This is a genomic window from Amycolatopsis tolypomycina (assembly GCF_900105945.1).
Lineage (GTDB): Bacteria > Actinomycetota > Actinomycetes > Mycobacteriales > Pseudonocardiaceae > Amycolatopsis > Amycolatopsis tolypomycina.
The window spans coordinates 2,474,778-2,500,184 of sequence record NZ_FNSO01000004.1 but is presented as its reverse complement, the minus strand read 5'-3'; the positions used below and the strand labels follow the sequence as shown (position 1 = coordinate 2,500,184).

At 71.2% G+C, this 25,407-nt stretch carries 21 protein-coding genes; 13 read left to right on the top strand and 8 right to left on the bottom strand.

Annotation, left to right across the window (positions count from 1 at the left end; translation table 11 throughout):
- Positions 1 to 185 precede the first annotated feature (185 nt).
- Positions 186 to 1,523, top strand: coding sequence for a glycoside hydrolase family 6 protein (locus BLW76_RS21460; protein WP_091310152.1), 1,338 nt, complete (start codon positions 186 to 188; stop codon positions 1,521 to 1,523).
- Here the strand turns inward: BLW76_RS21460 and BLW76_RS21455 are convergent.
- Positions 1,501 to 2,115, bottom strand: coding sequence for a hypothetical protein (locus tag BLW76_RS21455; RefSeq protein WP_091310149.1), 615 nt, complete (start codon positions 2,113 to 2,115; stop codon positions 1,501 to 1,503). The genes BLW76_RS21460 and BLW76_RS21455 overlap by 23 nt on opposite strands.
- Before the next feature lie 126 nt (positions 2,116 to 2,241).
- Between BLW76_RS21455 and BLW76_RS21450 the strand changes: the two genes are divergently transcribed.
- Positions 2,242 to 2,835: a TetR/AcrR family transcriptional regulator gene (locus tag BLW76_RS21450; protein ID WP_091310146.1), complete on the top strand. Its 594-nt coding sequence runs from the start codon at positions 2,242 to 2,244 to the stop codon at positions 2,833 to 2,835.
- A gap of 1 nt (position 2,836) precedes the next feature.
- Here BLW76_RS21450 and BLW76_RS48645 read toward each other — a convergent pair whose 3' ends face one another.
- Positions 2,837 to 2,974 (bottom strand): hypothetical protein, encoded by a 138-nt coding sequence (locus BLW76_RS48645; protein WP_167384672.1) that lies wholly within the window; start codon positions 2,972 to 2,974, stop codon positions 2,837 to 2,839.
- A gap of 72 nt (positions 2,975 to 3,046) precedes the next feature.
- Here BLW76_RS48645 and BLW76_RS21445 point away from each other — a divergent pair, with 72 nt between their 5' ends.
- The 6 genes from BLW76_RS21445 to BLW76_RS21420 all read left to right on the top strand — a co-directional run bounded on the left by BLW76_RS21445 (position 3,047) and on the right by BLW76_RS21420 (position 8,446).
- Positions 3,047 to 3,697 carry a DUF4230 domain-containing protein gene (locus BLW76_RS21445; RefSeq protein ID WP_244170249.1) on the top strand — a complete coding sequence of 217 codons (651 nt, stop codon included), beginning with the start codon at positions 3,047 to 3,049 and terminating at the stop codon, positions 3,695 to 3,697.
- A 135-nt stretch (positions 3,698 to 3,832) separates the two neighbouring features.
- Positions 3,833 to 5,044, top strand: a complete 1,212-nt coding sequence (locus tag BLW76_RS21440; protein ID WP_091310145.1) for a CaiB/BaiF CoA transferase family protein — start codon at positions 3,833 to 3,835, stop codon at positions 5,042 to 5,044.
- Between the two features lie 2 nt (positions 5,045 to 5,046).
- Positions 5,047 to 5,961 (top strand): HpcH/HpaI aldolase/citrate lyase family protein, encoded by a 915-nt coding sequence (locus tag BLW76_RS21435; protein ID WP_091310142.1) that lies wholly within the window; start codon positions 5,047 to 5,049, stop codon positions 5,959 to 5,961.
- Positions 5,958 to 6,884 carry a ketopantoate reductase family protein gene (locus BLW76_RS21430; RefSeq protein WP_091310139.1) on the top strand — a complete coding sequence of 309 codons (927 nt, stop codon included), beginning with the start codon at positions 5,958 to 5,960 and terminating at the stop codon, positions 6,882 to 6,884. The genes BLW76_RS21435 and BLW76_RS21430 overlap by 4 nt, the downstream gene beginning before the upstream one ends.
- A gap of 106 nt (positions 6,885 to 6,990) precedes the next feature.
- Positions 6,991 to 7,668, top strand: a complete 678-nt coding sequence (locus tag BLW76_RS21425) for a GntR family transcriptional regulator (RefSeq protein WP_091310137.1) — start codon at positions 6,991 to 6,993, stop codon at positions 7,666 to 7,668.
- Positions 7,658 to 8,446, top strand: a complete 789-nt coding sequence (locus tag BLW76_RS21420; protein WP_091310135.1) for a FadR/GntR family transcriptional regulator — start codon at positions 7,658 to 7,660, stop codon at positions 8,444 to 8,446. Before BLW76_RS21425 ends, BLW76_RS21420 begins: the two co-directional genes overlap by 11 nt.
- A gap of 19 nt (positions 8,447 to 8,465) precedes the next feature.
- Here BLW76_RS21420 and BLW76_RS21415 read toward each other — a convergent pair whose 3' ends face one another.
- Both BLW76_RS21415 and BLW76_RS21410 read right to left on the bottom strand, forming a co-directional pair.
- The gene (locus BLW76_RS21415) at positions 8,466 to 10,592 is read right to left on the bottom strand and encodes a hydantoinase B/oxoprolinase family protein (protein ID WP_091310133.1); all 2,127 of its coding nucleotides are present in this window, start codon (positions 10,590 to 10,592) and stop codon (positions 8,466 to 8,468) included.
- Positions 10,593 to 10,607: 15 nt separating this feature from the next.
- Positions 10,608 to 12,710, bottom strand: a complete 2,103-nt coding sequence (locus BLW76_RS21410) for a hydantoinase/oxoprolinase family protein (RefSeq protein ID WP_091310131.1) — start codon at positions 12,708 to 12,710, stop codon at positions 10,608 to 10,610.
- Between the two features lie 290 nt (positions 12,711 to 13,000).
- Here BLW76_RS21410 and BLW76_RS21405 point away from each other — a divergent pair, with 290 nt between their 5' ends.
- From BLW76_RS21405 to BLW76_RS21395, 3 genes are read left to right on the top strand one after another with little or no spacing between them, the layout of a single operon-like run.
- Positions 13,001 to 14,455 carry an aldehyde dehydrogenase family protein gene (locus BLW76_RS21405; RefSeq protein WP_091319653.1) on the top strand — a complete coding sequence of 485 codons (1,455 nt, stop codon included), beginning with the start codon at positions 13,001 to 13,003 and terminating at the stop codon, positions 14,453 to 14,455.
- Positions 14,452 to 15,228, top strand: a complete 777-nt coding sequence (locus BLW76_RS21400) for an SDR family NAD(P)-dependent oxidoreductase (RefSeq protein ID WP_091310129.1) — start codon at positions 14,452 to 14,454, stop codon at positions 15,226 to 15,228. Before BLW76_RS21405 ends, BLW76_RS21400 begins: the two co-directional genes overlap by 4 nt.
- Positions 15,229 to 15,243: 15 nt before the next feature.
- Complete coding sequence (locus tag BLW76_RS21395) at positions 15,244 to 16,584, top strand: MFS transporter (protein ID WP_091310127.1); 1,341 nt, start codon at positions 15,244 to 15,246, stop codon at positions 16,582 to 16,584.
- A 31-nt stretch (positions 16,585 to 16,615) separates the two neighbouring features.
- Here BLW76_RS21395 and BLW76_RS21390 read toward each other — a convergent pair whose 3' ends face one another.
- The gene (locus BLW76_RS21390) at positions 16,616 to 18,931 is read right to left on the bottom strand and encodes a beta-L-arabinofuranosidase domain-containing protein (protein WP_091310124.1); all 2,316 of its coding nucleotides are present in this window, start codon (positions 18,929 to 18,931) and stop codon (positions 16,616 to 16,618) included.
- 250 nt (positions 18,932 to 19,181) lie between these two features.
- Here BLW76_RS21390 and BLW76_RS21385 point away from each other — a divergent pair, with 250 nt between their 5' ends.
- Both BLW76_RS21385 and BLW76_RS21380 read left to right on the top strand, forming a co-directional pair.
- Positions 19,182 to 20,531, top strand: a complete 1,350-nt coding sequence (locus BLW76_RS21385; RefSeq protein ID WP_091310123.1) for an RICIN domain-containing protein — start codon at positions 19,182 to 19,184, stop codon at positions 20,529 to 20,531.
- Positions 20,532 to 20,546: 15 nt separating this feature from the next.
- On the top strand, positions 20,547 to 23,396 hold the full coding sequence (locus tag BLW76_RS21380; protein WP_091310121.1) for a glycosyl hydrolase family 95 catalytic domain-containing protein: 2,850 nt from the start codon (positions 20,547 to 20,549) through the stop codon (positions 23,394 to 23,396).
- A 5-nt stretch (positions 23,397 to 23,401) separates the two neighbouring features.
- Here the strand turns inward: BLW76_RS21380 and BLW76_RS21375 are convergent, their stop codons facing one another.
- Genes BLW76_RS21375 through BLW76_RS21365 form a run of 3 tightly spaced genes read right to left on the bottom strand, consistent with a single transcriptional unit; the run spans position 23,402 to position 25,342 of the window.
- Positions 23,402 to 23,983 (bottom strand): TetR/AcrR family transcriptional regulator, encoded by a 582-nt coding sequence (locus tag BLW76_RS21375; RefSeq protein ID WP_091310119.1) that lies wholly within the window; start codon positions 23,981 to 23,983, stop codon positions 23,402 to 23,404.
- Positions 23,980 to 24,717 (bottom strand): alpha/beta fold hydrolase, encoded by a 738-nt coding sequence (locus tag BLW76_RS21370; RefSeq protein ID WP_091310117.1) that lies wholly within the window; start codon positions 24,715 to 24,717, stop codon positions 23,980 to 23,982. Before BLW76_RS21370 ends, BLW76_RS21375 begins: the two co-directional genes overlap by 4 nt.
- A gap of 55 nt (positions 24,718 to 24,772) precedes the next feature.
- Positions 24,773 to 25,342, bottom strand: a complete 570-nt coding sequence (locus tag BLW76_RS21365; protein ID WP_091310114.1) for a TetR/AcrR family transcriptional regulator — start codon at positions 25,340 to 25,342, stop codon at positions 24,773 to 24,775.
- Positions 25,343 to 25,407: the final 65 nt, after the last annotated feature.

Genomic DNA, 25,407 nt, shown 5'->3' with positions numbered 1-25,407 from the left:
ATACCCACCGTGCAACACGGCATCGCGCAAATGTAATTTTCGCGCCTTCGGCCGAGCACACCACCGCCGGACCCTTTCCCGGGCCGCGTTCCCCGGCTACAGTCTCCGATTGCTGGGAGCGCTCCCAGCAATCGTTTCCGGCGCTCCCCGTCGTTCGAAGGAGAACGTGCATGCGAAGCAGGACAGTGGCCGCCGGCGGTCTCGCCGCCGTGGCCGTGACCGGGGTCGTCGCCACGACGACGTGGGCCGGCGCGCAGGCCGCCGCCTCGGCGTACTACACCGATCCGACCACCAACGCGGCGAAGTGGGTCGCGGCGAACCCGGGCGACTCCCGCGCGGCCGTGATCCGCGACCGCATCGCCTCGGTTCCGCAGGCCCGCTGGTTCACCACCACGAACACGTCCACGGTGCGCGGCGAGGTGGACGCCTACACCAGCGCGGCGGCGGCCGCGGGCAAGATCCCGATCATGGTGGTCTACGACATCCCCAACCGCGACTGCGGTGGCGCGAGCAGCGGCGGTGCGCCGTCGCACGACGCGTACCGGGCCTGGATCGACCAGGTGGCGGCCGGCCTGGCGGGCCGCCCCGCGGCCATCGTGCTCGAACCCGACGTGCTGCCCCAGATGACGAACTGCCAGAACAGCGACCAGCAGCGCCAGACCACGGCGTCGATGGCGTACGCGGGCAAGAAGCTCAAGGCCGGTTCCTCGCAGGCGAAGGTGTACTTCGACATCGGGCACTCCGCCTGGCTTTCCCCCGGCGAAGCCGCGAACCGGCTGCGGGCCACGGACATCTCCAACAGCGCCGACGGCATCTCCACCAACGTGTCCAACTACCGCTCGACCGCCGACGAAGTCGCCTACGCCAAGGCGATCCTCGGCCAGCTCGGCGACTCGCGCCTGAAGGCCGTGGTCGACACGAGCCGCAACGGCAACGGGCCGCTGGGCAGCGAGTGGTGCGACCCGGCCGGGCGCGCGATCGGCACCCCGAGCACCAACCAGACCGGTGACAGCCAGATCGACGCGTTCCTGTGGGTCAAGCCGCCGGGCGAGGCGGACGGCTGCATCGCCACGGCCGGCCAGTTCGTGCCCCAGCGGGCCTACGACCTCGCCATCGCGGCCGGGCCGATCCAGACCACCACCCCGACAACCCCGACAACACCCACGACACCCACGACACCCACGACACCGACCACCACGACCCCGCAGCCGACCGGCGGCTGCAAGGTCACCCACCGGGTGGTCAGCAGCTGGCCGACCGGGTACACCGGCGAGATCGTCATCGAAAACCGCGGTGCGGCCCTCAGCAGCTGGACGCTGAAGTTCTCCGCGCCCGGCGTGACCGTCACCAACGGCTGGAACGGGACCTGGAACGACGGCGGCGACGTCGTCACGGTCGGCAACGCGGCGTGGAACGGCAGCCTCGGCACGAACGCGACGACCACGCTCGGCTACAACGCGAACTACACCGGTGGCACGCCGCCGTTCCAGCAGGCGACGCTCAACGGGACGGCGTGCTCCTGAGCCGCAGCGCGGAAACGAGGAAGAAGATGCCGCCCAGCGTGGCGTAACCGGCCAGTGCGGTCAGCGACGCACCGTCCATTGTGGCCTGCAGAATGAAGGAAGTACCGGCCACGACGGAGATCGCGCCGCTGAGGATCATCGGCCACTGGCCGCCGAGGCCACGCCGGGCAGCACCGACGAAGAGCTGGACGAGGCCGGCCACGATCGCCCAGCTGCCCCACACCCGCAGGACGCCCGGGATCCCGGACGCGGCGGCGACGCCCAGACCGGCGGCGGCGAGCAGGCTGATCGCGACGTTCACGTAGAGCGCCGTGATCGGCTTGCCCGCTGCGACAACCGGGGCTTCGCCCCGGGCCGGGGGCTTCGCCACCCGGACCCCCGAACAGTCCGCCTTCGCCGAACGTGCATCCAGCACCGCGGCGACCACGTCGAACAGCGGATACAACACCAGCAAGGCGATGGCGACCGGGCCGAGGCTCGACGCGGTCGTGAAAAGCAGGCCCGCCCAGACGAGGGCGAAGCCGAACCGGACGAAGTAGAGCCGGCGCAGGGATTCCGCGGGGCCGACGGCCGAAGCGGTGTTCGTGGTCATGCACGCTCCCGGTAGATAGAACGATCTGTCTTGTTGCCGACTATGACAGCGACGAGGCGCCGCCGTCAAGACCGACCGTTCTATCTGCTAGGCTCGGCGCAGCGGAACCGGGAGGTGGGACGTCCAGTGTCCGAAGCACGCGCACGGCTGCTGGCCTCGGCGAGCCGGCTGTTCTACACCGAAGGCCTGCATTCGGTGGGCATCGACCGGGTCATCGCCGACGCGGGCGTCACCCGGGCCACCCTCTACCGCCACTTCCCCAGCAAGGACGACCTGCTGGTGGCGTACCTGACCGAAGCCGACCGCATGATCCGGGCCGAGGTGGCCGCCGCGCGGACGTCCTCGGCGAACCGCTCACCCGCCGACGCCGTCCGGGCGGTCGCGGCGACGATCGCCGACGGCATCCGGGCGCCCGGCTTCCGCGGCTGCGCTTTCCTCAACGCCGCCGCGGAGTACCCCGACCCCACCCACCCGGTCCACCAAGCCGTGCTGGCGCACCGGCAGTGGTTCCTGGAGACCGTCACGGAACTGCTCGCCGAAACGGGCGAGACCGCCCCGGAGCCGGCGGCCCAGCACTTCGTGATGCTGCGCGACGGCGCCATGGCCGCGGGCTGCCTCACCGACCCGGCCCCGATCTGCGCCACGTTCCTCCGCGGCGTGGAAGGGATTCTGAGCTATCGGGACGCGCCCGTCGCGGCCGGCGCCCGGCGGCGGAAGTGACTCAGGCGGCCCGGACCACCACCGGGTTTTCGGAGACGCCGAGCTGGGTGCCCCGGCGGTAGCCGGTGCCGAACATCAGGCCCAGCACCAGGATGACGAGGACGACCAGCAGGATCCACAGCCACCACGACTTGCGCACGACGTCTCCCTTCGCCCGGGCCCGACCGTACCGCTCGGTTGGCCGGGCCGCCGCGTGGGTATTCCTCCCGGCATGGGTGCTTGGGGCAAGCGGCTCGTCGCGTTGGCTGTGGCTGTGGTGGTGCTGATCGCGGCGGTGCTCGTCGCATCGGCCGTGCACCTGTTACCCCAGATGCGCAACCCGTTCGCCCAGCAGACCGAGGAGCACTCCGGTCCGGTGCTGCTGCAGTCGATCGTCGAGCTTTCGCGCTACGAGGCGGCCAGCGGTTCGTTCCAGGTGGTCGTGGACATCACCACCAGTTCCATCCTCCCGAGTTTCCTGGTGGGCAGTGACACGCTGTTCATCGGCGTCGGCACCGACAACGCCTACGTGGACTTCTCGCACCTGAAAGGCAATGCGGTCCAGGTCTCCGACGATCGCCAGTCCGCCACGATCACGCTGGGCCACGCCCAGCTGGCACCGGCGACGCTGGACGTCCACGAGTCCCATGTGTACGCCCAGCAGCAGGGCCTGTTCACCCGGATCAACGAGTTCCTCACCGGCAACCCGAACTCACAGCAGGCGCTCTACGAGCTCGCCCAGAAGCAGATCCAGGCCGCGGCCGCGAAGAGCTCCCTGGTGGCCGACGCGGAACGGAACACCCGGACGATGCTGACCGGCCTGCTTCAGTCGCTCGGCTTCAAGAACATCACCGTCAAGTACGCCGACAGCAATCCCGGCTGATCCACTTCTGGTCAGACCAGTTGCCCCCGTCCCACGCTCGGCGATCGCCGTGCGCCCACTTTCTCTTGACTTGAACCGGTCCGACCTGCACTATCCCATTGTATCCAATCTGTGGAGCAAGGGAGCGAGGCAGCGATGTCACTCAGTGGCGCGGACGGCGCGGCACTCAAGGGAGTCCGGGTCGTCGACGCGGCGACACTCGCGGCGGGCCCGCTGGTCGCGACCTGGCTCGGCGAGTTCGGGGCCGAGGTCGTCAAGATCGAACAGCCGGGCGGCGGCGACCCGATGCGGCAGTGGGGCGCGCAGCGCGACGGCGTCGGCCTGATGTGGAAGAGCCTGAGCCGCAACAAGAAGTCCGCGACGCTGAACCTTCGCCTGGAAGCGGGCCGGGACCTGCTGCGGCAGCTCGCCGGGACCGCCGACGTGCTGATCATGAACCTGCGGCCGTCGACCATGCGGAAGTGGGGCCTGGACTACGCGTCCCTCGCGGCCGCGAATCCCGGGCTGGTCATGGTGCACGTCACCGGGTTCGGGGCCGACGGGCCGAAGAGTGACCGGCCTGGTTTCGGTACGCTCGGCGAGGCGATGAGCGGGTTCGCGCACCTGACCGGCAGCCCGGACGGCCCGCCGACGCTGCCGTCGTTCATGCTCGCCGACGGCGTCGCCGCCCTCAACTGCACCTACGCCGTCATGATGGCGCTGTACCACCGGGACGTGCACGGGGCGGGCGGCCAGCTCATCGACTGCAACCTCATCGAACCGCTCGCGCGGCTGCTCGAACAGTCCGTCATCACCTACGACCAGCTCGGCACCATCCCGGTGCGCACCGGCAACCGGTGGGACATCTCCGCGCCGCGCAACACCTACCGGACCTCGGACGGCCGGTGGCTGGCCATGTCCGGCAGTGCGCCGTCGATCGCGATGCGGGCGCTGCGGGCCGTCGGCCGCGCCGATCTCACCAGCGACCCGCGGTTCGCCGAACCGCAGGAGCGGCTGCGCAACGCCGGCCTCGTCGACAAGGTGATGGCCGACTGGATCGCCGAGCACACCCTCGACGAAGCCATGGCCGTGTTCGAGGCAGCCGAAGTCGCCGCCGCGCCCGTGTACGACTCCGCGCAGCTGCTCGCCGATCCCCAGCTGCAGGCCCGGCAGACCTACGTCAGCGTCCCCGACGACGACCTCGGCGCCATGCGGGTCCAGGGACCGGTCCCCCGCCTGTCGGCCACCCCGGGCCGCGTCGAGCACCTCGGCCCGGCGGTCGGCGCGCACAACGACGTCGTCTACCGGGAGCTGCTCGGGCTCGACGACACCACCATGACCGACCTTTCCGCGCAGGGAGTGATCTGACCGTGCCCGCACCGAGCCGGCCGCGCCGGAGCGAACTGGCCACCCCGGCCAGCAACGAGTGGATGTTCGAGAAGGCGGCGGCGTCCGGCGCCGACCTCGTCTTCCTCGACCTGGAAGACGCCTGTGCCCCCGCCGAGCGCGAGGCGGCCCGCGGGAAAGCTGCGGCCGCGCTGCGCGAACTGGACTGGGGCCGCACGCTGCGGGCGATCCGGATGAACGCGGTCGACACGCGGTGGGCCCACGGCGACGTGATCGAGGTGGTCACCGGGGCGCGCGAGTGCCTCGACGTCATCATCGTGCCGAAGGTCCGGCGCGCCCGGGACGTCTGGTGGGTGGACGTGCTGCTGACCCAGCTCGAAGAAACCCTCGGCCTGACCGGGCGCATCGCCCTCGAAGTCCTGATCGAGGAAACCGAAGGGCTCGAGAACGTCGGCGAGATCGTGCGCGCCAGCGACCGCCTGGAGGCCGTCATCTTCGGTGCCGGCGACTTCTCGGCGTCGCAGGGCGCGCGCGTCGACACCAACTTCGACCCGGTCGTCGACTACCCGGGCGACATCTGGCACTATGCCCGCTCGCGCGTCGTCGTCGCGGCGCGCTCGGCGGGGATCGCCGCGATCGACGCGCCCTTCCCGAACTTCCGCGACCCGGCGGCCTACCGGACGGCGGCCGAGCGGGCCGGCGCGATGGGCTACGTCGGCAAGTGGGCCATCCACCCGTCGCAGGTCGAGATCGCGAACGAGGCCTTCGCGCCGACCGGCGCGGAAATCGAACACGCGCGGAAGGTCGTCGCCGCCTACCGCGAGGCCGAAGCCGCCGGACGGGGCGCCACTTCGGTGGACGGGATGCTCGTCGACGCCGCCCACCTCCGGCACGCGGCCACCGTCACCGCCACCGCCGCACTGCTGGAGCTGGCATGAAGAAAGTGGCGATCGTCGGCGCCGGCGCGCTGGGGTCGGTCTACGCCGGGCTGATGGCCGACGCCGGTCACGAGGTCCACGCCGTGACGCTGTGGTCCGACCACGTCGAGGCCATGCGGCGGGCGGGCCTGCGGGTGAGCGGCTTCAGCGGCGACCGGACGGTCGCGGTGCACGCCTCGACGGGCACCGACGGGATCGGCGTCTGCGACCTCGTCGTCATCGCCACCAAGGCCTACGACGTCGAAGCGGCGGCGAAGGCCACGCTGCCGCTGCTGGGCCCGGAGACGGTGGTGCAGACCATCCAGAACGGCCTCGGCTCGGCCGAGCGAGTGGCGCCGGTCGTCGGCGCCGACCGGCTCGCGGTGGGCGTGGTCGGTGGCTTCGGTGCGGCACTCGCCGCGCCCGGGCACGTCCACCACCAGGGCATGGAGATGGTGCGGTTCGGCGCATACGCGGGGCTGCCCGCCGAGCGGCTGGACGCTTCGGCGGAGGTGTGGCGGTCGGCGGGGTTCACCGTTGCGCTGTTCACCGACCTCGACCGGATGGTGTGGGAGAAGCTGCTGGTCAACGTGGCGTTCTCGGCGACGTGCGCGCTCAGCGGGCGCACGATCGGCGAGGTGCTCACCGACGCGCACCTGTGGCCGGTCGCGAGCGGCTGCGCGGCCGAGGCCGCTGCCGTCGCCGCCGCCCGCGGGATCGACCTGCGGGTCGGGGACCCGGTCGAGCACGTCCGCCGGATCGGCAGCGCCATCGCGGGCGCCCGGCCGTCGCTGCTGCTGGACCACCTCGCCGGACGGCGTTCGGAGATCGAGGTGATCAACGGGTCGATCCCCCGGGAGGCCGCCAAGGTGGGGGCACCGGCCCCGGTCAACGCCACGGTCACGGCGCTGGTCCTGGCCGCGGAGGAGTCGTTCACGGGCTGACAGCTGGCCCGACCAGGAAGGCCTGAACGAGTCATTGCTGCCGGTGGTGAGCGTTGCGCGCTACAGTATCCAAAGGAGTGACGCGCAGCGGGGAGGACTTGTCGGCATGCCCAGCACCACCGGCCGGAGAGGCTCGTCCGCGCGGGTTCCGCTCGTCGACGAGATCGCCTCGGTGATCCGCGAGCGCATCTACACCCACCGCTACCCCACCGGCTCGTGGCTGCGGCAGGAGCAGCTGTCGGCCGAGCTCGGGGTCAGCCGGACCCCGCTGCGCGAGGCGTTCCGCCTGCTGGAGCAGGAGGGGCTCGTCCAGGTCAAGGCCAGCCAGGGGGCCCAGGTCGTCACCGGCGATCTGGCCACCCTGCTGGCCGCCTACGAGCTGCGGGCGGTGGTCGACGGGCTGGCCGCCCGGCTGGCCGCCGAACGCGGCGACCCCCAGCAGGGCCGGCACCTGCGACAGGCGATCCGGCTGCAGCAGGCGGCCGTCGAACCGTGGCGACCCCAGGACTACACGCAGTCCAATGTGGACTTCCACGAGCAGGTCATGCACCTGTCGGGCAACGCCTACGTGCTCGGCCAGGCGCCGATCCTGCGGATGACGGCGCAGGTGTTCGCGCCGGTCGCCCTGGTCCGCCCCGAGCACGCCTCGCGAGCGATCGAGGAGCACATCGCCATCGCCGACGCCATCGAAGCCGGCGACGGTCCGGCCGCCGAACGGCTGGCGCGTGCCCACATCGAGGCCACGATGACCCAGCTCCGGGCGGGGGCCGCGGATGCCTCCTGAGGACAACCGGGCGACGGCCGGGCCGGCCACGGACGGCCGGGTCTTCCAGCGGGTGGTCGACCACGTCCAGAACTCGATCGCCGCCGGGCAGCTCAAGCCCGGCGACCGGCTGCCGAGCGAACGCGAGCTCGTCGAGAAGTTCTCGATCGGCCGGGCGTCGGTCCGGGAAGCCCTGCGGGTGCTGGAAAGCATGGGCCTGGTCCGCTCGCAGCCGCGTGACCCGCGCGGGCCGCTGGTGCTGCCGGTGTCCGTCGGCCCGGTCCGGCGGTCGGTCGCGATGCTGACCTCGGCGAAGGCGTTCGGCCTCGCCGAGCTGGTGCAGTTCCGGATGATCACCGACGCGGCCGCCAACCTGCTGGCCGCCCGCCGCCGCACGGACGCCCAGCTGGTCCGGCTCGAGCGCAACATGGCCCGGATGCGGCAGTCGATGTCCCGCGGGTACGCCGAGTTCGGCCGGGCGGACATGGAGTTCCACGAGATCATCGCCGAAGCGGCGGGCAACCAGCTGGTCCAGATCTACGGCGACGTCACGCGCGAAGCGATCGTCAAGCTGATCCAGCAGAAGATCCACGACGCCGACGACCAGACGGCCTTGATGCTGCAGTCGGTCCGCCACCACCGCGCGGTCTTCACGGCGATCTCCGACCGCGACGGGCTGCTGGCGTCCCGGCTGGCGCGGGAGACGTTGTACGCCTACTACGCCGACCACGTGGACGAGGCCGACCGGGCGATCATGGCCGACCTCGTCCTGGAGTGCGGCGGCCGCCTCCCGGACTGACCGGAAGGCGGCGCCGGGGTCACGCCCGCAGCGCGAAGTCCCGCCACGTCTTGCCGGCCGCCGGCTCGACGTCGACCCACAGCGCCGTGACGCACTCCGGGCAGACGTACGCGACCGCCGCCAGGTCGCCGTGGACGTCCACCCGCGACCCCAGGTCGTCCGCACCGAGCGGGACGCGCCCGGCGATGGCCTCCCAGCCGCCGGCCAGGTCGCCGAGGACGTGCCCGCAGTGGCGGCAGGACGCGACTCCACCGTGGATCGTGAGCGAGGCGCCCCAGATCCCCGTCGGTGCGCCGGCCGTGGTCGTGGCCTGCGAGGCCGGCGCGACCATCCGGCTCCGCCGCCGCGAACGGATCCGCTCCCTCAGGTGCTTCGTGCCCTCCTCGTCACCGACCACGACGCCGTAGAGCCGGCCGGCCGCGTCGTGGCTGACCGCGCCCGACTCGACGTCGGCGGCGACCTTCGCCGGGTCGCGCAGCAGCGGGTCGCCGTAGCCGCCGCCGTTCTGGACCGTGCACTCGAAGACGTCGCCGTGGGCGATGCGCGCGGCCGGGGCGACGCCCGGCAGCACCTGGTGGTCACCGTCCAGTTCGGACAACGCGCTGACGGGGTGGCCGGCGCCGAGGTGGGCCAGCGGGCCGGCACCGGTGACGCGCTCGAAGCGGGCGCACGAGCCGGGGAGGCCGCCGAAGATGCCGGTGCGGTTGGGCAGCGTCACGCCGTGCGTGCCGAGGACGCCGGTGACCTCGGCCGTGTCGATCGGGGTCAGCGCGAACTGGATGCCGTTGCCGCCGCGGTAGGTGCCTGCCCCGCCGGAGTCGGCGACCGTGCGGCGCCACAAGTACAGGAGCGGGTGGCGCATCTCCTGTTGTTCGACGTCGGTGGCGCCGCCGGAGAGGATGACCATCGCTCCCCCGGCGTCGACGCCGTCGCGGAAGGAGAACGCCGGACCGCCCCACAGCAGCGAGTCCATGTACATCGACGCGAACGGCTCGCCGTGCTGGTCGACGCCGCCGAACTGGTTGAGCTGCCAGGACCCGTCGGAGGGCCCGAAGGCGTGGCTTTCGTACTTCTCGGAGAACGACAGCATCTTCGCGATCGCCCCGCCCGCCGAGCAGGTCGCCGTCCAGTTCGCGCCGGCCGCGCCGCCGGAGACCGGCATCGGCTCGACCGCCGTCACGCACAGCCCGTCCGGCGCCGTCACCTCGACCGGGCGCATGAGGCCGTGGTTCCACGGGATGTCCGAGCCGAACGTGCAGAGCATGAGCGTCGCCACCGCGCCGAGGAGGCCGCCGCGGGTGGTCATGCCGTAGGCCGGGGACTGCGGGCTGGCGCCGGAGAAGTCGAAGACGATCCGGTCGCCGGTCTTCTCCAGCCGGCACGGCACCTGCAGCAGCTCGATGCCGTCGCCGCCGTCGGGCCGGTCCAAATAGGACGTGTGCTCGTAGACGCCGTCGGGCAGCTCCCGCAGCATCGCCCGCAGGTCGGCTTCGGAGTTGTCCAGCGTCTTCGCCATCGTCGCCTGGACGGCTGCGGCGCCGTAGCGGTCGCACAGCTCGTGGAACCGCTGCTCGGCCACCCGCAGGCCGGCCAGGAACGCGCGGAAGTCGTTGGCGACGGTGTCGTGCATCCGCGAGTTGAGCACGATGGTGTCCCACAGCTCCTGGTTGAGCACGTCCTTGCGGACGATCCGGCCGGGCGGGATCCGGATGCCCTCCTGGAAGACGTCGGTGGCGGTGGTGCACCAGCTGCCCGGGTCCATGCCGCCGAGGTCGACCTGGTGGGCCATGCAGCCGAGCCAGGCGACGATCTCGCCGTCGCGGAACACCGGCTTGCAGAACTGGACGTCGTTCTGGTGCATCGCGGCCAGGTAGGGGTCGTTGACGATGAAGACGTCCCCGGGCTCGATGTCGGTGTAGCGGTCGAGGAAGACCTCGATCGCCATCGCGCCGGTGTAGATCGGCGTGAGCAGGTAGGTGCCGATGATCGCCATCTCGCCGGAAGCGGTGTAGATGCCGAAGTTGTAGTCGGTCGCGTGCACGACCGGGGAGCCCGAGACGTGCTCGACGGTCGTGCCGCCTTCGGAGTTGATGGACCAGAGCTTGTGCCGGATGACCTCGTAGGTGACCGGATCGACGGTGGTCATGCTGTGTCCTTCCGGTCAGCGGTGCTGGATGACGATGTCGCCGAAACGGTCGACCTCGGCGTCCTGGCCGGGGCCGATCACCACGGTGGTGTCCCGCAGCTCGACGATGGCGAGGCCTTCGATGCGCAGGCCGTCGCGCAGGTGCTCGGTGCGGTACACGGTGGCGTCGCGCCACTGCCCGCCGGAGAACACCGGGCGCGTGCCCGGCTCGGGCGCATCCTGCGTGGCGAGGGCGCCGGTGTCGAACTCCGCGCGCGGCACCGGGCTGGTGGCGACGACCCGGAAGGTGGTGATTTCGACGCCGCCCTCGAGGAACGCGGCCCCCTTGCCGAACCGGCCTTCGTAGAGCTCGACGAACCGCTCGACCATCGCGTCGACGTCGGCCGCGGTGATCTCGCCGGCGTCGATCGGCACGGTGAGGACGTGGATCTGGGCCCGGAACCGGATCTCCACGAACTTGCCGTAGGAGATGCTGCTCTCGGCGGCTCCGGCGGCGACGAGGTCGCGGCGGGCGCGAGCGGCCAGCTCGTCGAAGGTCGCGTTGAGCTCGTCCGGCGCCAGGGCCGCGGCGTGGTCGGTGGTGCCCGGCGGGGTCTGCATCGGCTTGGACAGCTCTTCGACCATGGTGAGGTCCGAGCAGCCGATGCCGAACGCCGAGTGCACCGACGCGGTGATCGGGACGACGATCTGCGGGCAGCCCAGCTCGGCGCCGTAGGAGAACGCGTGCAGCGGCCCGGCGCCGCCGTAGGCGAACACGGCGAAGTCGGTGGGGTCGTACCCCTGCTCGACGGTGACCTGCCGGACGAGGTCCGCCATCCGCGCGTCGACGATCGTCTTGATGCCTTCGGCCGCCTCCTCGACGCTCAGCCCGCTCGGCGCGGCGACGTGCTCCTCGATGGCTGCCCGGGCCTTCTCGACGTCGAGGGTCAGCCGGCCGCCGAGGAAGTTGCCCGGGTTGAGGTAGCCGAGCACGAGGTCGGCGTCGGCGACGGTGGGCCGCGTGCCACCCCGCCCGTAACAGGCGGGCCCGGGCCGGGCCCCGGCGGACTCGGGGCCGACCTGCAGGACGCCGCCCCGCACCGAGGCGATCGACCCGGCGCCCGCGCCGATGGCGCGCACGGCGACCGAGGGCAGCGCCAGCTCGTCGCGCCCGATGAGGGTCTTGTTCGACATGACGGGCCGTCCGTCGAGGACGAGGCCGACGTCGAAGCTGGTGCCGCCCATGTCGGTGGTGACGATGTTGCGGTAGCCGTTGCGGGCGCCCAGGAACTGCGAGGCGACGACCCCGCCGACCGGGCCGGACATCACCGTGGCGGCCGCCCGCTTCTCGACCTCGGCGAAGGTGGCCAGGCCGCCGTTGGACTGCATGAGCAGCGGCCCGGACTTCAGTCCGGCCTCGGCGAGCGTGTGCTCGAACGAGTCGAGGGACGTCTTGAGCACCGGGCGCAGGCTGGCGTTGACCGCGGTGGTGAGGGTGCGTTCGTACTCGCCGATCCGCGGCAGGAACTCCGAGGACAGCGTGACCGAGGCGCCCGGGACTTCTTCGGCGATGATCTGCCCGACGCGTTTCTCGTGGGTGTCGTTGGCGAAGGACCACAGCAGCGACACGGCGAACACTTCGGCACCGGCGTCGGTCAGCTCGCGCACGGCCCGCCGGACGTCGGCTTCGTCGAGCGGGCAGACGACCCGGCCCGCGTAGTCGACGCGCTCGGTGACCTCGGCGATCAGCCGCCGCGGCACGGCCGGGGGCTGCTTGACGAGCGTCCGGAAGCGCTTGATCTCGTCTTCTTCGAGGCCGATGCCCTTGAAGCCGCGCATGACGGTCAGGGTGTCCCCGAAGCCGCGGGTCTGGATCAGCCCGACCCGGCGGTGGCGTCCCTCCAGCATGGCGTTGGTGGCGACGGTGGTGCCGTGCGCGAACACCTCGACGTCGGCGAGCAGCTGTTCGAGCGGAACGCCCCGGTCGGCGGCGGCGAGCACCAGGGTGTCGAGCACGCCCTGCGCGGGGTTGTCGGGGACGGTCGAGGACTTGTAGCGGCCCACGGCGCCGGCCGAGTCGATCACGACGGTGTCGGTGAAGGTGCCTCCGATGTCGGAGGCCACGTGGTAACGGGACATGCCGGCTAGTCACTCCTTTGTGGCCGAACGGGTCCACCGCTGGATACAGCCTCCGCATCATGGGCGCCGGATGTGGCGCACGTCAAGTCGGACACCTTGCCAACCCGGAACGGAGTCCCATACATCCAGGTAAGGGCCGATTTTCGCCGAGATGCTTGACGTGCCAGCCCGGCGTGTTCATCCTCGATACATCACCAGCTGGTCCGACCAGCTGATCGATCCGGCGGCCCACAGCTGCCTGGTACTACCTGTGCACAGCGCCTGTGCGCGTCACCCGAGGAGGGGTGCTGATGACGGGCTTCGCCGTCCCGCCGGTGCGAGCCGGGCTGCCGATCGGACCGGGCTGGATCACCGGCACGGCCTCGGCACCGGTGGTGTTCCCCTACGACGGATCGGTGGTGGGCCAGGCACCGGTCGGCTCCCCGGCGGACGCGGAGACCGCCCTCGCGGCGGGCGCGGCGGCGGTCAAGCGGGTGGGCGCGCTGACCTCGGCGGCCCGCCGGTCCATCCTCCTGGACGTCGAGGCGGCGATCCGGGCGCGGTCGGCGGAGTTCACCGAGCTCCTGGTGGCCGAAACGGGCAAGACCCGCGCCGACTGCGCACTGGAGCTGTCGAGGACGTTGTTCACCTGGTCGGCCACGGCGGAGGAGGTGGCCCACATCCACGGCGAGACGGTGCCCCTGGACATCCAGGAGTCCGGCGCCGGCCTGATCGGCTACTGGACGCGGAAGCCGATCGGCCTGGTCGTGGGCATCGCGGGCTTCAACGCGCCGTTGCTGTTGGCCGGCCACAAGATCGCCCCGGCGATCGCGGCGGGCTGCCCGGTGATCTGCAAACCGGCCCCGGCCACCCCGCTGTCGGCCCTCTGGCTGGCGGAGCTGGTCCGCGAGGCGGCGACCAGCCACGGCGCCCCGCCGGAGATCGTCCAGGTGATCACCGGCGACGCCGAGGTCGGCCGCCTGCTGGTCACGGACCCCCGGGTGGCGGCGGTGTCGTTCACGGGATCGGCGGCGGTCGGCCACCGGATCGCGAAGGACGCGGCACCCCGCAAGGTCCTCCTGGAGCTGGGCTCGAACGCGGCACTGGTGGTGGCGCCGGACGCGGACGTGGAAAAAGCGGCGGACGCGGTCCTCCGCGGCGGCTTCTACTTCAACGGCCAGGCGTGCATCGCGGTGCAGCGCGTGATCGTGTGCGACGAGGTCCGCGACGAGTTCGTCGCCAGGCTGACGGCCCGCGTCGGCGAGCTGACCACGGGAGACCCCCGCGACCCGGCGACCCGGGTGGCGCCCCTGATCGACGAAGCCTCGACGAACCGGGCGCTGAGCTGGATCGAGAAGGCGGAGGAAGCGGGAGCGAAGCTCCTGGCCGGCGGCCGCCGGGTGGGACGGGCCATCGAGCCGACCGTGCTGTCGGACGTCCCGGAAGACGCGGAGGCGTGGTGCGAGGAGATCTTCGCACCGGTGGTGGCGATCCGTTCGGTACCGGACCTGCCGGCCGCGTTCGACCTGGTCAACCGCTCCCGCTACGGACTCCACGCGAGCGTGTTCACACGCTCCCTCTCGACGGCGTTCACGGCGATCGAGGAGCTGGAGGTGGGCGGCGTGATCGTGAACGAGGCCCCGGGCTTCCGGTCGGACATCATGCCGTACGGCGGGGTGAAGGACTCCGGAATCGGCCGGGAAGGCCCCCGGTTCGCGATCGAGGAGCTGACGGTGACCCGCATGGCCGTGATCCGGCCGGAATGAGCGAGACGATGAACGACTACGCAGGTTTGTTCCGCCTGGACGGAAAGCGCGCGGCGCTGATCGGGGCGGGCGGCATCGGCCGCGAAGCGGCGTTGGCACTGGCGGCCCACGGCGCCAAGGTGACGTGCCTGGACAAGGACCCCGCCACAGCCCGGGCCACGGCGGCCGAGGCGGGCGGCGAGGCGCAGGACCTCGACGTCACGGACGCGGCGGCGGTCGAGCAGGCGGCGGCCGGCCTGGGCGAGGTGGACATCCTGGTCCTGACGGCGGCGACGAACGTCCGCAAGCGGATCCTCGACTACACCCCGGCCGAGTTCGACCGGGTGGTGAACCTCAACCTCAAGGCCACGTTCACGGTCCTGCAGGCCTTCGGCCGCCGGATGGTCCGAAGAGGACAGGGCAGCATCGTGGTCTTCTCCTCGGTCCGCGGGTACGTGGTGGAGCCGGGCCAGGCGGTGTACGCGGCCACGAAGGCGGGAGCGATCCAGCTGGTGAAAACGGCGGCGGCCGAGTTCGGCGAACAAGGCGTCAGGGTGAACGCCATCGCCCCGGGGGTGGTGGAAACCCCGCTGACGAACCAGATCAAGGCCAACCCGGAGTGGTACGACGCCTACGCGACGAAGGGCGCACTGGGCAGGTGGGCCAAGCCGGCGGAGCTGGCGGGAGCGGTGGTGTACCTGGCCTCGGACGCAGCAACGTACGTCACGGGCACAACGCTGATGGTCGACGGTGGCTGGACAGCGGTGGACGGCCGCTACACCCCGCCGACCTGACCAGAAGGAGAACCCATGCCGGACAACCTGGAACGCGCCACGTTGAGAAAGATCTCCTGGCGCCTGGGAGCTCTCCTCTTCTTCGTGTACGTCCTCAACTACCTCGACCGCACGAACATCTCGATAGCCAAGATCGAGATGCAACCGGACATCGCCCTGTCCGAAGCGGCATTCGGCCTCGGAGCGGGCCTGTTCTTCATCGGCTACGTCCTCTTCGAGGTCCCCAGCAACATGATCCTGTACCGGGTGGGTGCCCGCTACTGGATTGCGAGGATCATGTTCACCTGGGGCCTGGTCTCGATGGCGATGTTCCTGGTGCGGGACGAATGGAGCTTCTACGGCCTGAGGTTCCTGCTGGGCGTGGCCGAAGCCGGACTGGTCCCCGGCGTGCTGCTGTACCTGAGCCAGTGGGTCCCGGCCGCCCACCGAGCCCGCCTGATCGGCGTCTTCTACGTGGCGGTGCCGATCTCGACGGTCATCGGAGCCCCGCTGTCGACGTGGCTGATGGGCTTCACCCCGTGGGGCCTGACGGGCTGGCAGTTCATGTTCCTGGTCGAGGGCTTCCCCTGCCTCCTGATGGCGTTCGTGGTGCTCCGCTACCTGACCGACAAGCCGTCGCAGGCGACCTGGCTGACGGAACAGCAGCGGACCTGGCTGACCACGGAGCTCGCACGCGAGGACGCGGCCAACGGGTCGGCGGGCCACCGGGCAGCGAGCTTCCGCGCGGTGGTCAAGGACAAGCGCGTGCTGGGCATGTCGTTCGCGTTCTTCTCGATGATCATCCCCCTGTACGCGATGGCGTTCTTCCTCCCCACGATCGTCAAGCAACTGGGCACCTTCACGACCACCCAGATCGGCTGGCTGACGGCGATCCCGTACGTCTTCGCGGCACTGGGGATGTGGCTCCTGGCCCGCCACTCGGACCGCACCGGAGAACGCACCCGCCACTACGTCTGGCCGGCCACGGCGGGCGTGGCAGGGCTGGTGGTGAGCGCGCTGAACCTCACCGGGTCACCGGTACTGGCCCTGGCCGGGTTCACCCTGGCCGCGATCGGCTGCATCTCGACGCTCCCGGTGTTCTGGGCCCAGGCGCCCTACCTCCTCGCCGGCGCGGCAGCAGCGACGGGCATCGCGTTCATCACGGCAATAGGCAACATCGCGGGCTTCGTCTCCCCGTACATGGTGGCGTTGATCAAGGGAAACGGGCCGGGCCTCGGCAACAGCGCGGCAGCGATCCTGGTGACGGCGGTCTTCCTGGCCGTGGCGGCAGGAACAATGGCCGCGGTGGGCCACCGGATCGGCCGCCGGCGAACAAGGGAACCGGAGCCGGCCCGCGAAAGCTCCCCGGCTCCGTAGTTCCCGCGGCAGTGCGCCGGCGGCGACCGGATCACCCGTTCCGCACCACCCGCCACCGGTTGGCCGCGGCCCCGTTGTCCGGCCCCTGCAGGGCATACGCCCCGGCGGCCGTGGACCCGTTCTCGATGGTCAGCAGCTTCCCGCTGTTGACGTTCCGGATCTTGGTGGTCCCGTCGCCCTGGTCGACCAGTGTCCACCGGTGGTCGGCGGTCCCGTTGTCCCCCCACTGGAGCACCCGGGCCCCGTCGGCGGTCGACATGTCCTGGACGCCGAGCACCTTCCCGCTGTGGGCGTTGCGGAACCGCACGGCACTGCCGTCGGGAATCATTTCCCAGTTGTGGTCGGCGGTACCGCTGTCCGACCACTGCAGCGCCCGGCCGCCGTCGGCGGTGGACATGTTCTCGACGCCGAGCACCAGCCCGCTCCCCACGTTGACGAGCCGGTAGGTGGTCGCCCCGGCCCCACCGGTGTTCCAGTACACGGTGTAGGGAAAACCCTGCGCGTCGTAGAACGGGACCAGGTTGACCGAAGAACCGTTCGCGGTGGCGCTGAAGGTCAGCGCGGTACTGCTGGTCCGGGTGACGGAAGCCGGGTTGAGCGACGGCAGCGTGCTCGAGCTGTAGTTCCCGGCCAGGACAACCGGGCCGTAGGTGACAGCGGCGACGTTCGCGTTGTCGTTGGCGGCCTTGAGCGCCACCTTCATCGGCAGCCGGACGGTGACGGTGTCCCCGGACGTCCAGGTCCGGGACAAGGTGGCGTAGGTACCAGGGGTCGTCGCGACGTTCTGCGCCACCCCGTTGACGCTGATCGTCGCCCCGGAGGTCCACCCGGGGATCCGGATCCGCATCGCCCAGGTCCCGCTCCCGGTCACGGTCAACGTCGTCGTGTCACTCGCCGGGAACGACGTGGTCTGGGTGACCGTGATCCCCCGCTGCGTCCAGTTGAGCACCGAAGGCAGGAACAGGTTCACGATCAGCGTCGTCCCGGAGTAGAAGTAGATCGAGTCCGCCAGCTTCGTCTGGGTCTCGACACCACTGCCCTGGCAGCACCAGAACGAGTTGTAGTCCGTGCTCCAGGTGCCGCCGCCCCACGCCGGGCCGACGCCGCGGCGGCCGCCCGGGTTGAGCGAGCTGAAGTACGTGACGTGCCCGTGGCTGTCGGCCGGGTTCTGCTGGCCGATCATCTGGTTGAGCAGCGCCCGCTCGTAGTAGTCGGCCAGGTCGGCGCGATCCGGGTAGAGCGCGAACAGCTCCCGGGTCAGCTTGAGCATGTTGTAGGTGTTGCAGCTCTCGCACGTGTCGGCGTTGAGGTAGCCGGCGATGGCGTTGGGGGCGCGGAAGTGCTCGGCCTGGCTGTTGCCGCCGATGGCGTAGGTGTGCGCGCCGACAGTGATGTTCCAGGCGTTCGTGGCGATGTCGCGGTAGCGGGTGGTGCCGGTGGCCTTGTACTCCCGGGCGGCGCCGATCCACTTGGGGATCTGGGTGTTGGCGTGCAGCCCGTTGAGCTGGTCGCGGTTGGCGGCCAAGGGGTCGAAGACGGCGGCGTGGTCGAACCGCTGCGCGGCGGTCAGCCACCGCGCGTCGCCGGTGAACTGGTAGAGGTCGGTCAGCACCGCGTTCATGCCGCCGAACTCGGTGTTGAGCACCGACTGCATCTGCGCGGCACTGAGCCGCGCGGTCCGCCGGTCGACCCAGCCCGCCAGGTTCAGCAGCACGTCCCGGGCCTGCGTGCTGCCGATGTACTGCCACACGTCGAGCAGGCCGGCCATGGTCTTGTGGATGCAGTAGTACGGCACGTTGCCGTTGCTCAGGCGCCCGGCTTCGAGGTTGTCGAAGTCCGACTCGGGGAAGCCGGACAGGTAGCCGGCGGCGAACCCGGCGGCGCTGTTGTTCGCCTGGCACTTGGCGAGCTCGGCCACCATGGTGGTGGCCTTGTCGCGGCAGGTGGTGTCGCCGGCGACGGCCCACAGCTGGGCCCACGCGGTCAGGAAGTGGCCCTGCACGTGGCTGCGGAACGGGAAGTTCGGCGCGTCCCAGCCGCCGTTGGTGGCCGCGCCGCCGGTGGAGAGCCGGTGGTTGGCGCGGAAGTTGTACAGCAGCCGGTTGACGTCGACGAACCGCAGGTAATTCTGCGTCCGGTTCTGGTTGTCCAGCCACCGGCTCGCGGTCAGCCGCACCTGGCCGAGCTCGAACGCGTACGCGGACACCCCGGCGTCCGGGCGGACCGGCCCGGCCGCCACGGCGGCCGACGCGGCGGGTGCCCAGCCGACAGCGGACCCGGCCGCGGAGGCGATGGCGGTGGCTCCGGCGGCTTGCAGCAGCCGCCGCCGGCTGAAGGGTGAGGTCACCAGGTGCTCCGATCGTCGGTGAACGGAAGGGCGGCGGGAGCATGTTAGCGCTAACAAGCCACCGTGTCACGACCCCGCGCCCGCTCCGGACGAACAAATCTCCCGTGAAATTTCACGGAAACGTTTTTATTGTCGACGACAAAACTGAAACTTTCATTTCCGGCTGGACGGTCATTCGAAATCCGTGCTACAACGCAAACACCCTCGAGCAGCCGTCTCGAGGATTTCCCCGCCCGCCGAAGGGGTTTGCATGCCCAGGCTACGATCGCTGTTCCGGATCTTCGTGACCGCCGCGCTGCTCGTACTGGCCGTGGGCGCCGCTCCCCCGGCCGCCCACGCCGCGCAGGCGGCCGCGCCGAGTGCGGGCTGCGGCAAGAATCCCACGCTCACCAGCGGAAAACGCACGATCCAGAGCAACGGCAAGAGCCGCAGCTTCATCCTGAAGATCCCCGACACCTACGACAACAGCCTGCCGCACCGGCTCGCCTTCGGCTTCCACTGGCTGGGCGGCACCGCCGAGCAGGTCGCCGGCGGCGGCAGCGACGGCTACGCCTGGGCCTATTACGGCATGCAGTCGCAGTCGGGCAACTCGACGATCTTCGTGGCGCCGCAGGGTCTCAACAACGGCTGGGGCAATTCCGGCGGCGAGGACGTGACCTTCACCGACGACATGGTCCGGCTGATCACGAACGACCTCTGCGTCGACACGACGCAGGTGTTCTCGGTGGGCTTCAGCTACGGCGGCGCGATGAGCTACGCGCTCGCGTGCGCCCGGCCGACCGTCTTCCGCGCGGTCGCGGCGATCGCCGCCCCCGGCGCGATCAGCGGGTGCAGCGGCGGCACGCAGCCCGTCGCGTACCTCGGCATCCACGGGGTGTCGGACAACATCGGCGCCGGCCGCGGGTTGCGGGACACCTTCGTCCGCAACAACGGCTGCACCCCGCAGAACGCCCCCGAGCCCGCCGCGGGCAGCAAAACCCACTACCTGACCGTCTACTCGGGCTGCCGGACCGGCTACCCGGTGGTCTGGGCGCCGTTCGACGGCGGCCACCAGCAGGGCCCGGTCGACGGCTGCACCGGCTGCGAGAGCGGCGCGCGGAGCTGGACGAAGACCGAGATCTGGAAGTTCTTCAGCCAGTTCGGCGGCGGTGACCCGAACCCGCCCACCTCGCCGGTGCAGGTCGGCGTGAACTACTCCCTGGTCGCCGCGCACAGCGGCAAGTCCGCGGACATCACCGGGGCGTCCACCGCGGCCGGTGCCGCCCTGATCCAGTGGACCGCCCACACCGCGGCCAACCAGCAGTTCGACTTCCTCGCCTCGGCCGACGGCTACTACCGCGTCCGCGCCCGGCACAGCGGACTCGTCCTGCAGGTCGCGAGCACGGCCTCCGGCGCGGACATCACCCAGCAGCCCGACACCGACGCGACGACCCAGCAGTGGAAGGTGACCGACGCCGGCGGCGGCGCGATCACCCTGGTCAACCGGGCCAGCGGTCTCGCGATGGACGTCTGGGGCGCCTCGACCGCCGACGGGGCCCGGATTTCGCAGTACGCCGCCTCCGGTGGCGCCAACCAGCGGTTCCAGCTCCAGCGCGCCTGAAAGCGGAGGACGACGATGCCCGACGTGACCCGACGGCAGGCGATGCGGCTGGGTGCCGCGCTGGTGCCCCTCGCGTGGACGGCGACGGCCCGGCCCGCCTCGGCCGCGCCCGCCGACGTCCGCGCGGTGAACGACCTTGCCCTGTGGTACGACAAGCCGGCCGGCACCGAGTGGCTGCGTGCGCTGCCGATCGGCAACGGCAGGCTGGGAGCCATGGTGTTCGGCAACACCGACACCGAACGCCTGCAGCTCAACGAGGACACGGTCTGGGCGGGCGGCCCCCACGACTACAGCAACACCCAGGGCGCTGCGGCCCTCGCCCAGATCCGGCAGCTGGTCTTCTCGAACCAGTGGACGCAGGCGCAGTCCCTGATCGACCAGAAGATGCTCGGCACCCCGGCCGCCCAGCAGCCGTACCAGCCCGTCGGCACGCTCAGCCTCGCGCTGTCCGGCGGGAGCGGGGCGTCGTCGTACCAGCGGTGGCTCGACCTGACCACCGCCACGACGGTCGTCACCTACGTCGCGAACAACGTGCGCTACCGGCGTGAGGTGTTCGCCAGTGCCGTCGACCAGGTGATCGTCGTGCGGCTGACGGCCGAGACGCCGGGCTCGATCTCGTTCTCGGCGTCGCTGGGCACGCCGCAGCGGGCGTCGACGTCCAGCCCGAACGGCACCACGATCGCGCTGGACGGCGTTTCGAGCGACAGCCGGGGCATCGCCGGCTCGGTCCGGTTCCTCGCGCTGGTCAGTGCCGCCGCCGAGGGCGGGACCACCAGCAGCTCCGGCGGCACGCTGCGGGTGTCCGGGGCCACCGCCGTGACGCTGCTGGTCTCGGTCGGCACCAGCTACGTCGACTACCGCACGGTGAACGGCGACTACCAGGGCATCGCGCGGTCGAGGCTGGCGGCCGCGCAGAGCCTGTCGTACGACGCCCTGCGCAGCCGGCACGTGGCCGACTACCAGAAGCTGTTCGGGCGCACGACCCTCGACCTCGGCCGGACCGCGGCAGCCGACCAGCCCACCGACGTGCGGATCGCCCGGCACAACAGCGTCAGCGACCCGCAGTTCGCCGCCCTGCTCTTCCAGTTCGGCCGCTACCTGCTGATCTCCTCGTCGCGGCCGGGCACCCAGCCGGCCAACCTGCAGGGCATCTGGAACGACAGCCTGAACCCGTCGTGGGAGTCGAAGTACACGCTCAACGCCAACCTGCCGATGAACTACTGGCCGGCCGACGTCACCAACCTCGCCGAGTGCTACGAACCGGTGTTCGCGATGATCTCCGACCTGGCGGTCACCGGCGCGCGCACCGCGCAGGTCGAGTACGGCGCCCGCGGCTGGGTCACCCACCACAACACCGACGGCTGGCGCGGATCCTCCATTGTGGACTTCGCGCAGGCCGGGATGTGGCAGACCGGCGGTGCCTGGCTCGCCACGATGATCTGGGACCACTACCGGTTCACCGGCGACGTCACCTTCCTGCGCGCCCGCTACCCGCTGCTGAAGGGCGCCGCCCAGTTCTTCCTCGACACACTGGTCACCGAGCCGTCGCTGGGCTACCTGGTCACCAACCCGTCGAACTCGCCGGAGCTGAACCACCACACGAACGCGTCCGTGTGCGCCGGACCGACGATGGACATGCAGATCCTGCGTGACCTGTTCGACGGCTGCGCGGGCGCGTGCCAGGTGCTCGGCGTGGACGCCGCCTTCGCCGACCAGGTCAAGGCGGCCCGGCAGCGGCTGGCGCCGATGAAGGTCGGCTCGCGCGGGAACGTCCAGGAATGGCTCTACGACTGGGTGGAGACCGAACGGACGCACCGGCACATCTCGCACCTGTACGGCCTGTACCCCAGCAACCAGATCACCAAGCGCGGCACGCCCCAGCTGTTCACCGCGGCCCGCAAGACTCTCGAACTGCGCGGGGACGACGGCACCGGCTGGTCACTGGCCTGGAAGATCAACTACTGGGCGCGGATGGAAGAGGGCGCCAAGGCGCACGACCTGATCCGGCTCCTGGTGCGGACCGACCGGCTGGCGCCCAACATGTTCGACCTGCACCCGCCGTTCCAGATCGACGGCAACTTCGGCGCCACCTCGGGCATCGCCGAGCTGCTGCTGCACAGCCACAACGGCGAGCTGCACGTCCTGCCCGCATTGCCGCCCGCGTGGCCGTCCGGCAGCTTCGCCGGACTGCGCGGCCGCGGCGGCTACACGGTCGGCGCGGCCTGGAGCGGCGGCTACGCCACGCAGCTGACCATCACCCCGGACCGTGACGGCGACGTCCTGGTCCGCAGCCGGCTGTTCACCACGACCTACGAGGTGCTCGACACCACGAGCGGCGCCAAGGTCCAGCCCGCGAGTGTCGAGGCGGATCTGGTCCGCTTCCCGGGCCTGGCCGGGCACACCTACCGCGCCACTTCCCTCGGCGGCCCGCCGCCGGTGGTGGAACCCGGGGTGAACTACCGGCTCGTCGCCCAGCACAGCGGCAAGTCGGCCGACATCAACGGCGGCTCGACCGCGGCCGGCGCGGCACTGATCCAGTGGCAGTCCGGCAGCGGGCTGAACCAGCAGTTCGACTTCCTCGCCTCCGACGGCGGCTACCACCGGATCCGGGCCCGGCACAGCGGGCTCGTCCTGCAGGTCGCGAGCACGGCCTCGGGCGCGGACATCACCCAGCAGCCGGACACCGGCGCCACCACCCAGCAGTGGCAGGTGACCGACCAGGGCGGCGGCGTGGTGAGCCTGGTCAACCGGGCCAGCGGGCTCGCGATGGACGTCTGGGGCGCCTCGACCGCCGACGGCGCGCGGATCTCCCAGTACGCCGTGGGCGGCGGCGCCAACCAGCGGTTCCTGCTCCAGCGCGCCTGAGTGGTTCAGGACCGGCGCAGGCCGTTGATCAGCAGCCGCACCAGGTGCCGCGCGTCGTAGGGCGCCGCGGTCCCGGCGCCGGCGCAGAGGCTGCCGACGCCGCGCATCAGCTCGTGGGCGTCCTGGCCGGGGACGATCTCGCCGGCCGCCGCCGCGGCGTCGAGCAGCTGCGTGCACACGGGCACGAGCCGCTCGAGGAAGTACGTGTGCAGCGGGTCGTAGCAGGGTTCGTCGGACTGCAGCACCGACGCCAGCCCCTGCTTGGTGACGACGAAGTCGACGAACCGGTCGATCCACCGCACCAGCGCCCGGTGCGGCCCCGGTTCGCCGGCGAGCAGCGCGGGCCCGGCCTCGGCCAGGGCTTCGACCTGCAGCCGGTACACGGCGAGGATGAGGTCGGCCCGGGTCGGGTAGTGGCGGTAGATGGTCGCCGTCCCCACCCCGGCCCGGGCGGCGATCTCCCGGATCGGCGCGTCGACGCCGGAGGTCACGAACACCGCGGCCGCGGCCTCGAGGACGTTCCCGGCGTTGCGCCGCGCGTCGGCACGCCGCGGCGGTTTCCCTGCCGCCGTCCGGGAATCGCTCACGACCGCATGCTACCGGCCCCCACCGGCACGCCGACGTCCAGCAGCAGTGCGGCCAGCTCGGCCGGCGCGGTGATCATGCAGTCGTGCCCGGCGGCCAGCTCGCGCACGTCCGCGGGTTCGCCGTTCGGCTGCCGCGGCGGTACCGGGCGCCGGTCGAACCCCGCCGGTTTCACCGTGCAGTGGATGTGCGTCCGCGGGATCCCGGCGGCGGCCGGGTTGTCCAGGGCGACCGGCTCTTCGAGGCAGCGCAGCGGCTGGTCGGACAGCAGGGTCCGCAGCCAGGCGACGTCCCCGGGGTCGGTCACCCCGAAGAGGCCGAAGGGCGCGGGCCATTCGGGCAGCGGCGGCACCCGCCAGCCGGTGCCGAGCATGCTGCGGGTGATGGGCATGACGTCGAGCCCGGTTTCCCCGTCCGCGGGCACCATCGCGTCGAGGTACACCAGCCGCGCGATCCGCTCGGGCACCTCGTTGGCGACCGCGGAGATCACCAGGCCGGCGTAGCTGTGCCCGACGAGGACGACGTCGTGCAGGTCGGCGTCGACGAGCAGCCGCACGATGTCGGCGGTGTGCGTGCGGAGGCCGACGTCCGGGGTCAGCAGGTGCCGGGTTTCGCCGTAGCCGGTGAGCGTGGGGGTGAACACGGGCCGCCCGCTCGCGGCCAGCCGCGGCACGACCCGCGCCCAGGCCTGTCCGGTGTGCCAGGCGCCGTGGACCAGCACGTAGGTGATCGCCATGCGGAGCTCCTTAAATGGGACGTTGTCCCGGTTACAATACGGGACAGTGTCCCACTTAGTCGCGCGGGGTCGATCGGAGCCCGTTGATCGCGATCGTGGTGAACCGCCGCACCGCGGCCACCCGGGCCGCCGGCGAGCTCGCCTGGATGCCGCCGGCGGCCATCAGGACGAGGACGATGTCGTCCAGGGTCGTGTCGGGCCGCACCCGGCCCGCGTCCCTGGCCCGGCGCACCAGCTCGGCGAGCGATTTCAGGGCGCGCTCGCGGTCGGCGGTGAAGTCCAGCGCGCCGGGGAACGCCGCCATGAGCGCCGCGGTCATCGCCCGGTCGCGGGCGTAGAGCTCGCCGAGCCGCTCGATCACCGTCCGCAGGCCACGCCACGGATCCGCGTCGGCGAGACCGTCGTCGACGACGGCGTAGCAGGCCCGCAGCCGGTCGCCGAACGCCTCGGCGAACAGCTGCTCCTTGGTCGGGAAGTGGCGGTACAGCGTCGCCGGGCCGACGCCGGCGTGCCGGGCGATCTCCCGCATCGGCGCGGCCAGGCCTTCGGCGGCGAACACGGCACGGGCCGCGTCCAGGAGGCGTTCGCGGTTGTCACGGGCGTCCGAACGCCGGATCCGAGGCAAAGAGCCGGTCACCGTCTCACTTTAGCCGAACCGGACGGGGGCGTCCGGTACGTTCGCGGCCGCCT

What these genes read in the sequence shown, in the direction of transcription:
- BLW76_RS21455 (WP_091310149.1), bottom strand. Translation starts at nt 2,115, where the DNA reads ATGACCACGAACACCGCTTCGGCCGTCGGCCCCGCGGAATCCCTGCGC.
- BLW76_RS21445 (WP_244170249.1), top strand. Translation starts at nt 3,047, where the DNA reads ATGGGTGCTTGGGGCAAGCGGCTCGTCGCGTTGGCTGTGGCTGTGGTG.
- BLW76_RS21440 (WP_091310145.1), top strand. Translation starts at nt 3,833, where the DNA reads ATGTCACTCAGTGGCGCGGACGGCGCGGCACTCAAGGGAGTCCGGGTC.
- BLW76_RS21430 (WP_091310139.1), top strand. Translation starts at nt 5,958, where the DNA reads ATGAAGAAAGTGGCGATCGTCGGCGCCGGCGCGCTGGGGTCGGTCTAC.
- BLW76_RS21425 (WP_091310137.1), top strand. Translation starts at nt 6,991, where the DNA reads ATGCCCAGCACCACCGGCCGGAGAGGCTCGTCCGCGCGGGTTCCGCTC.
- BLW76_RS21420 (WP_091310135.1), top strand. Translation starts at nt 7,658, where the DNA reads ATGCCTCCTGAGGACAACCGGGCGACGGCCGGGCCGGCCACGGACGGC.
- BLW76_RS21415 (WP_091310133.1), bottom strand. Translation starts at nt 10,592, where the DNA reads ATGACCACCGTCGATCCGGTCACCTACGAGGTCATCCGGCACAAGCTC.
- BLW76_RS21410 (WP_091310131.1), bottom strand. Translation starts at nt 12,710, where the DNA reads ATGTCCCGTTACCACGTGGCCTCCGACATCGGAGGCACCTTCACCGAC.
- BLW76_RS21405 (WP_091319653.1), top strand. Translation starts at nt 13,001, where the DNA reads ATGACGGGCTTCGCCGTCCCGCCGGTGCGAGCCGGGCTGCCGATCGGA.
- BLW76_RS21400 (WP_091310129.1), top strand. Translation starts at nt 14,452, where the DNA reads ATGAGCGAGACGATGAACGACTACGCAGGTTTGTTCCGCCTGGACGGA.
- BLW76_RS21395 (WP_091310127.1), top strand. Translation starts at nt 15,244, where the DNA reads ATGCCGGACAACCTGGAACGCGCCACGTTGAGAAAGATCTCCTGGCGC.
- BLW76_RS21385 (WP_091310123.1), top strand. Translation starts at nt 19,182, where the DNA reads ATGCCCAGGCTACGATCGCTGTTCCGGATCTTCGTGACCGCCGCGCTG.
- BLW76_RS21380 (WP_091310121.1), top strand. Translation starts at nt 20,547, where the DNA reads ATGCCCGACGTGACCCGACGGCAGGCGATGCGGCTGGGTGCCGCGCTG.
- BLW76_RS21370 (WP_091310117.1), bottom strand. Translation starts at nt 24,717, where the DNA reads ATGGCGATCACCTACGTGCTGGTCCACGGCGCCTGGCACACCGGACAG.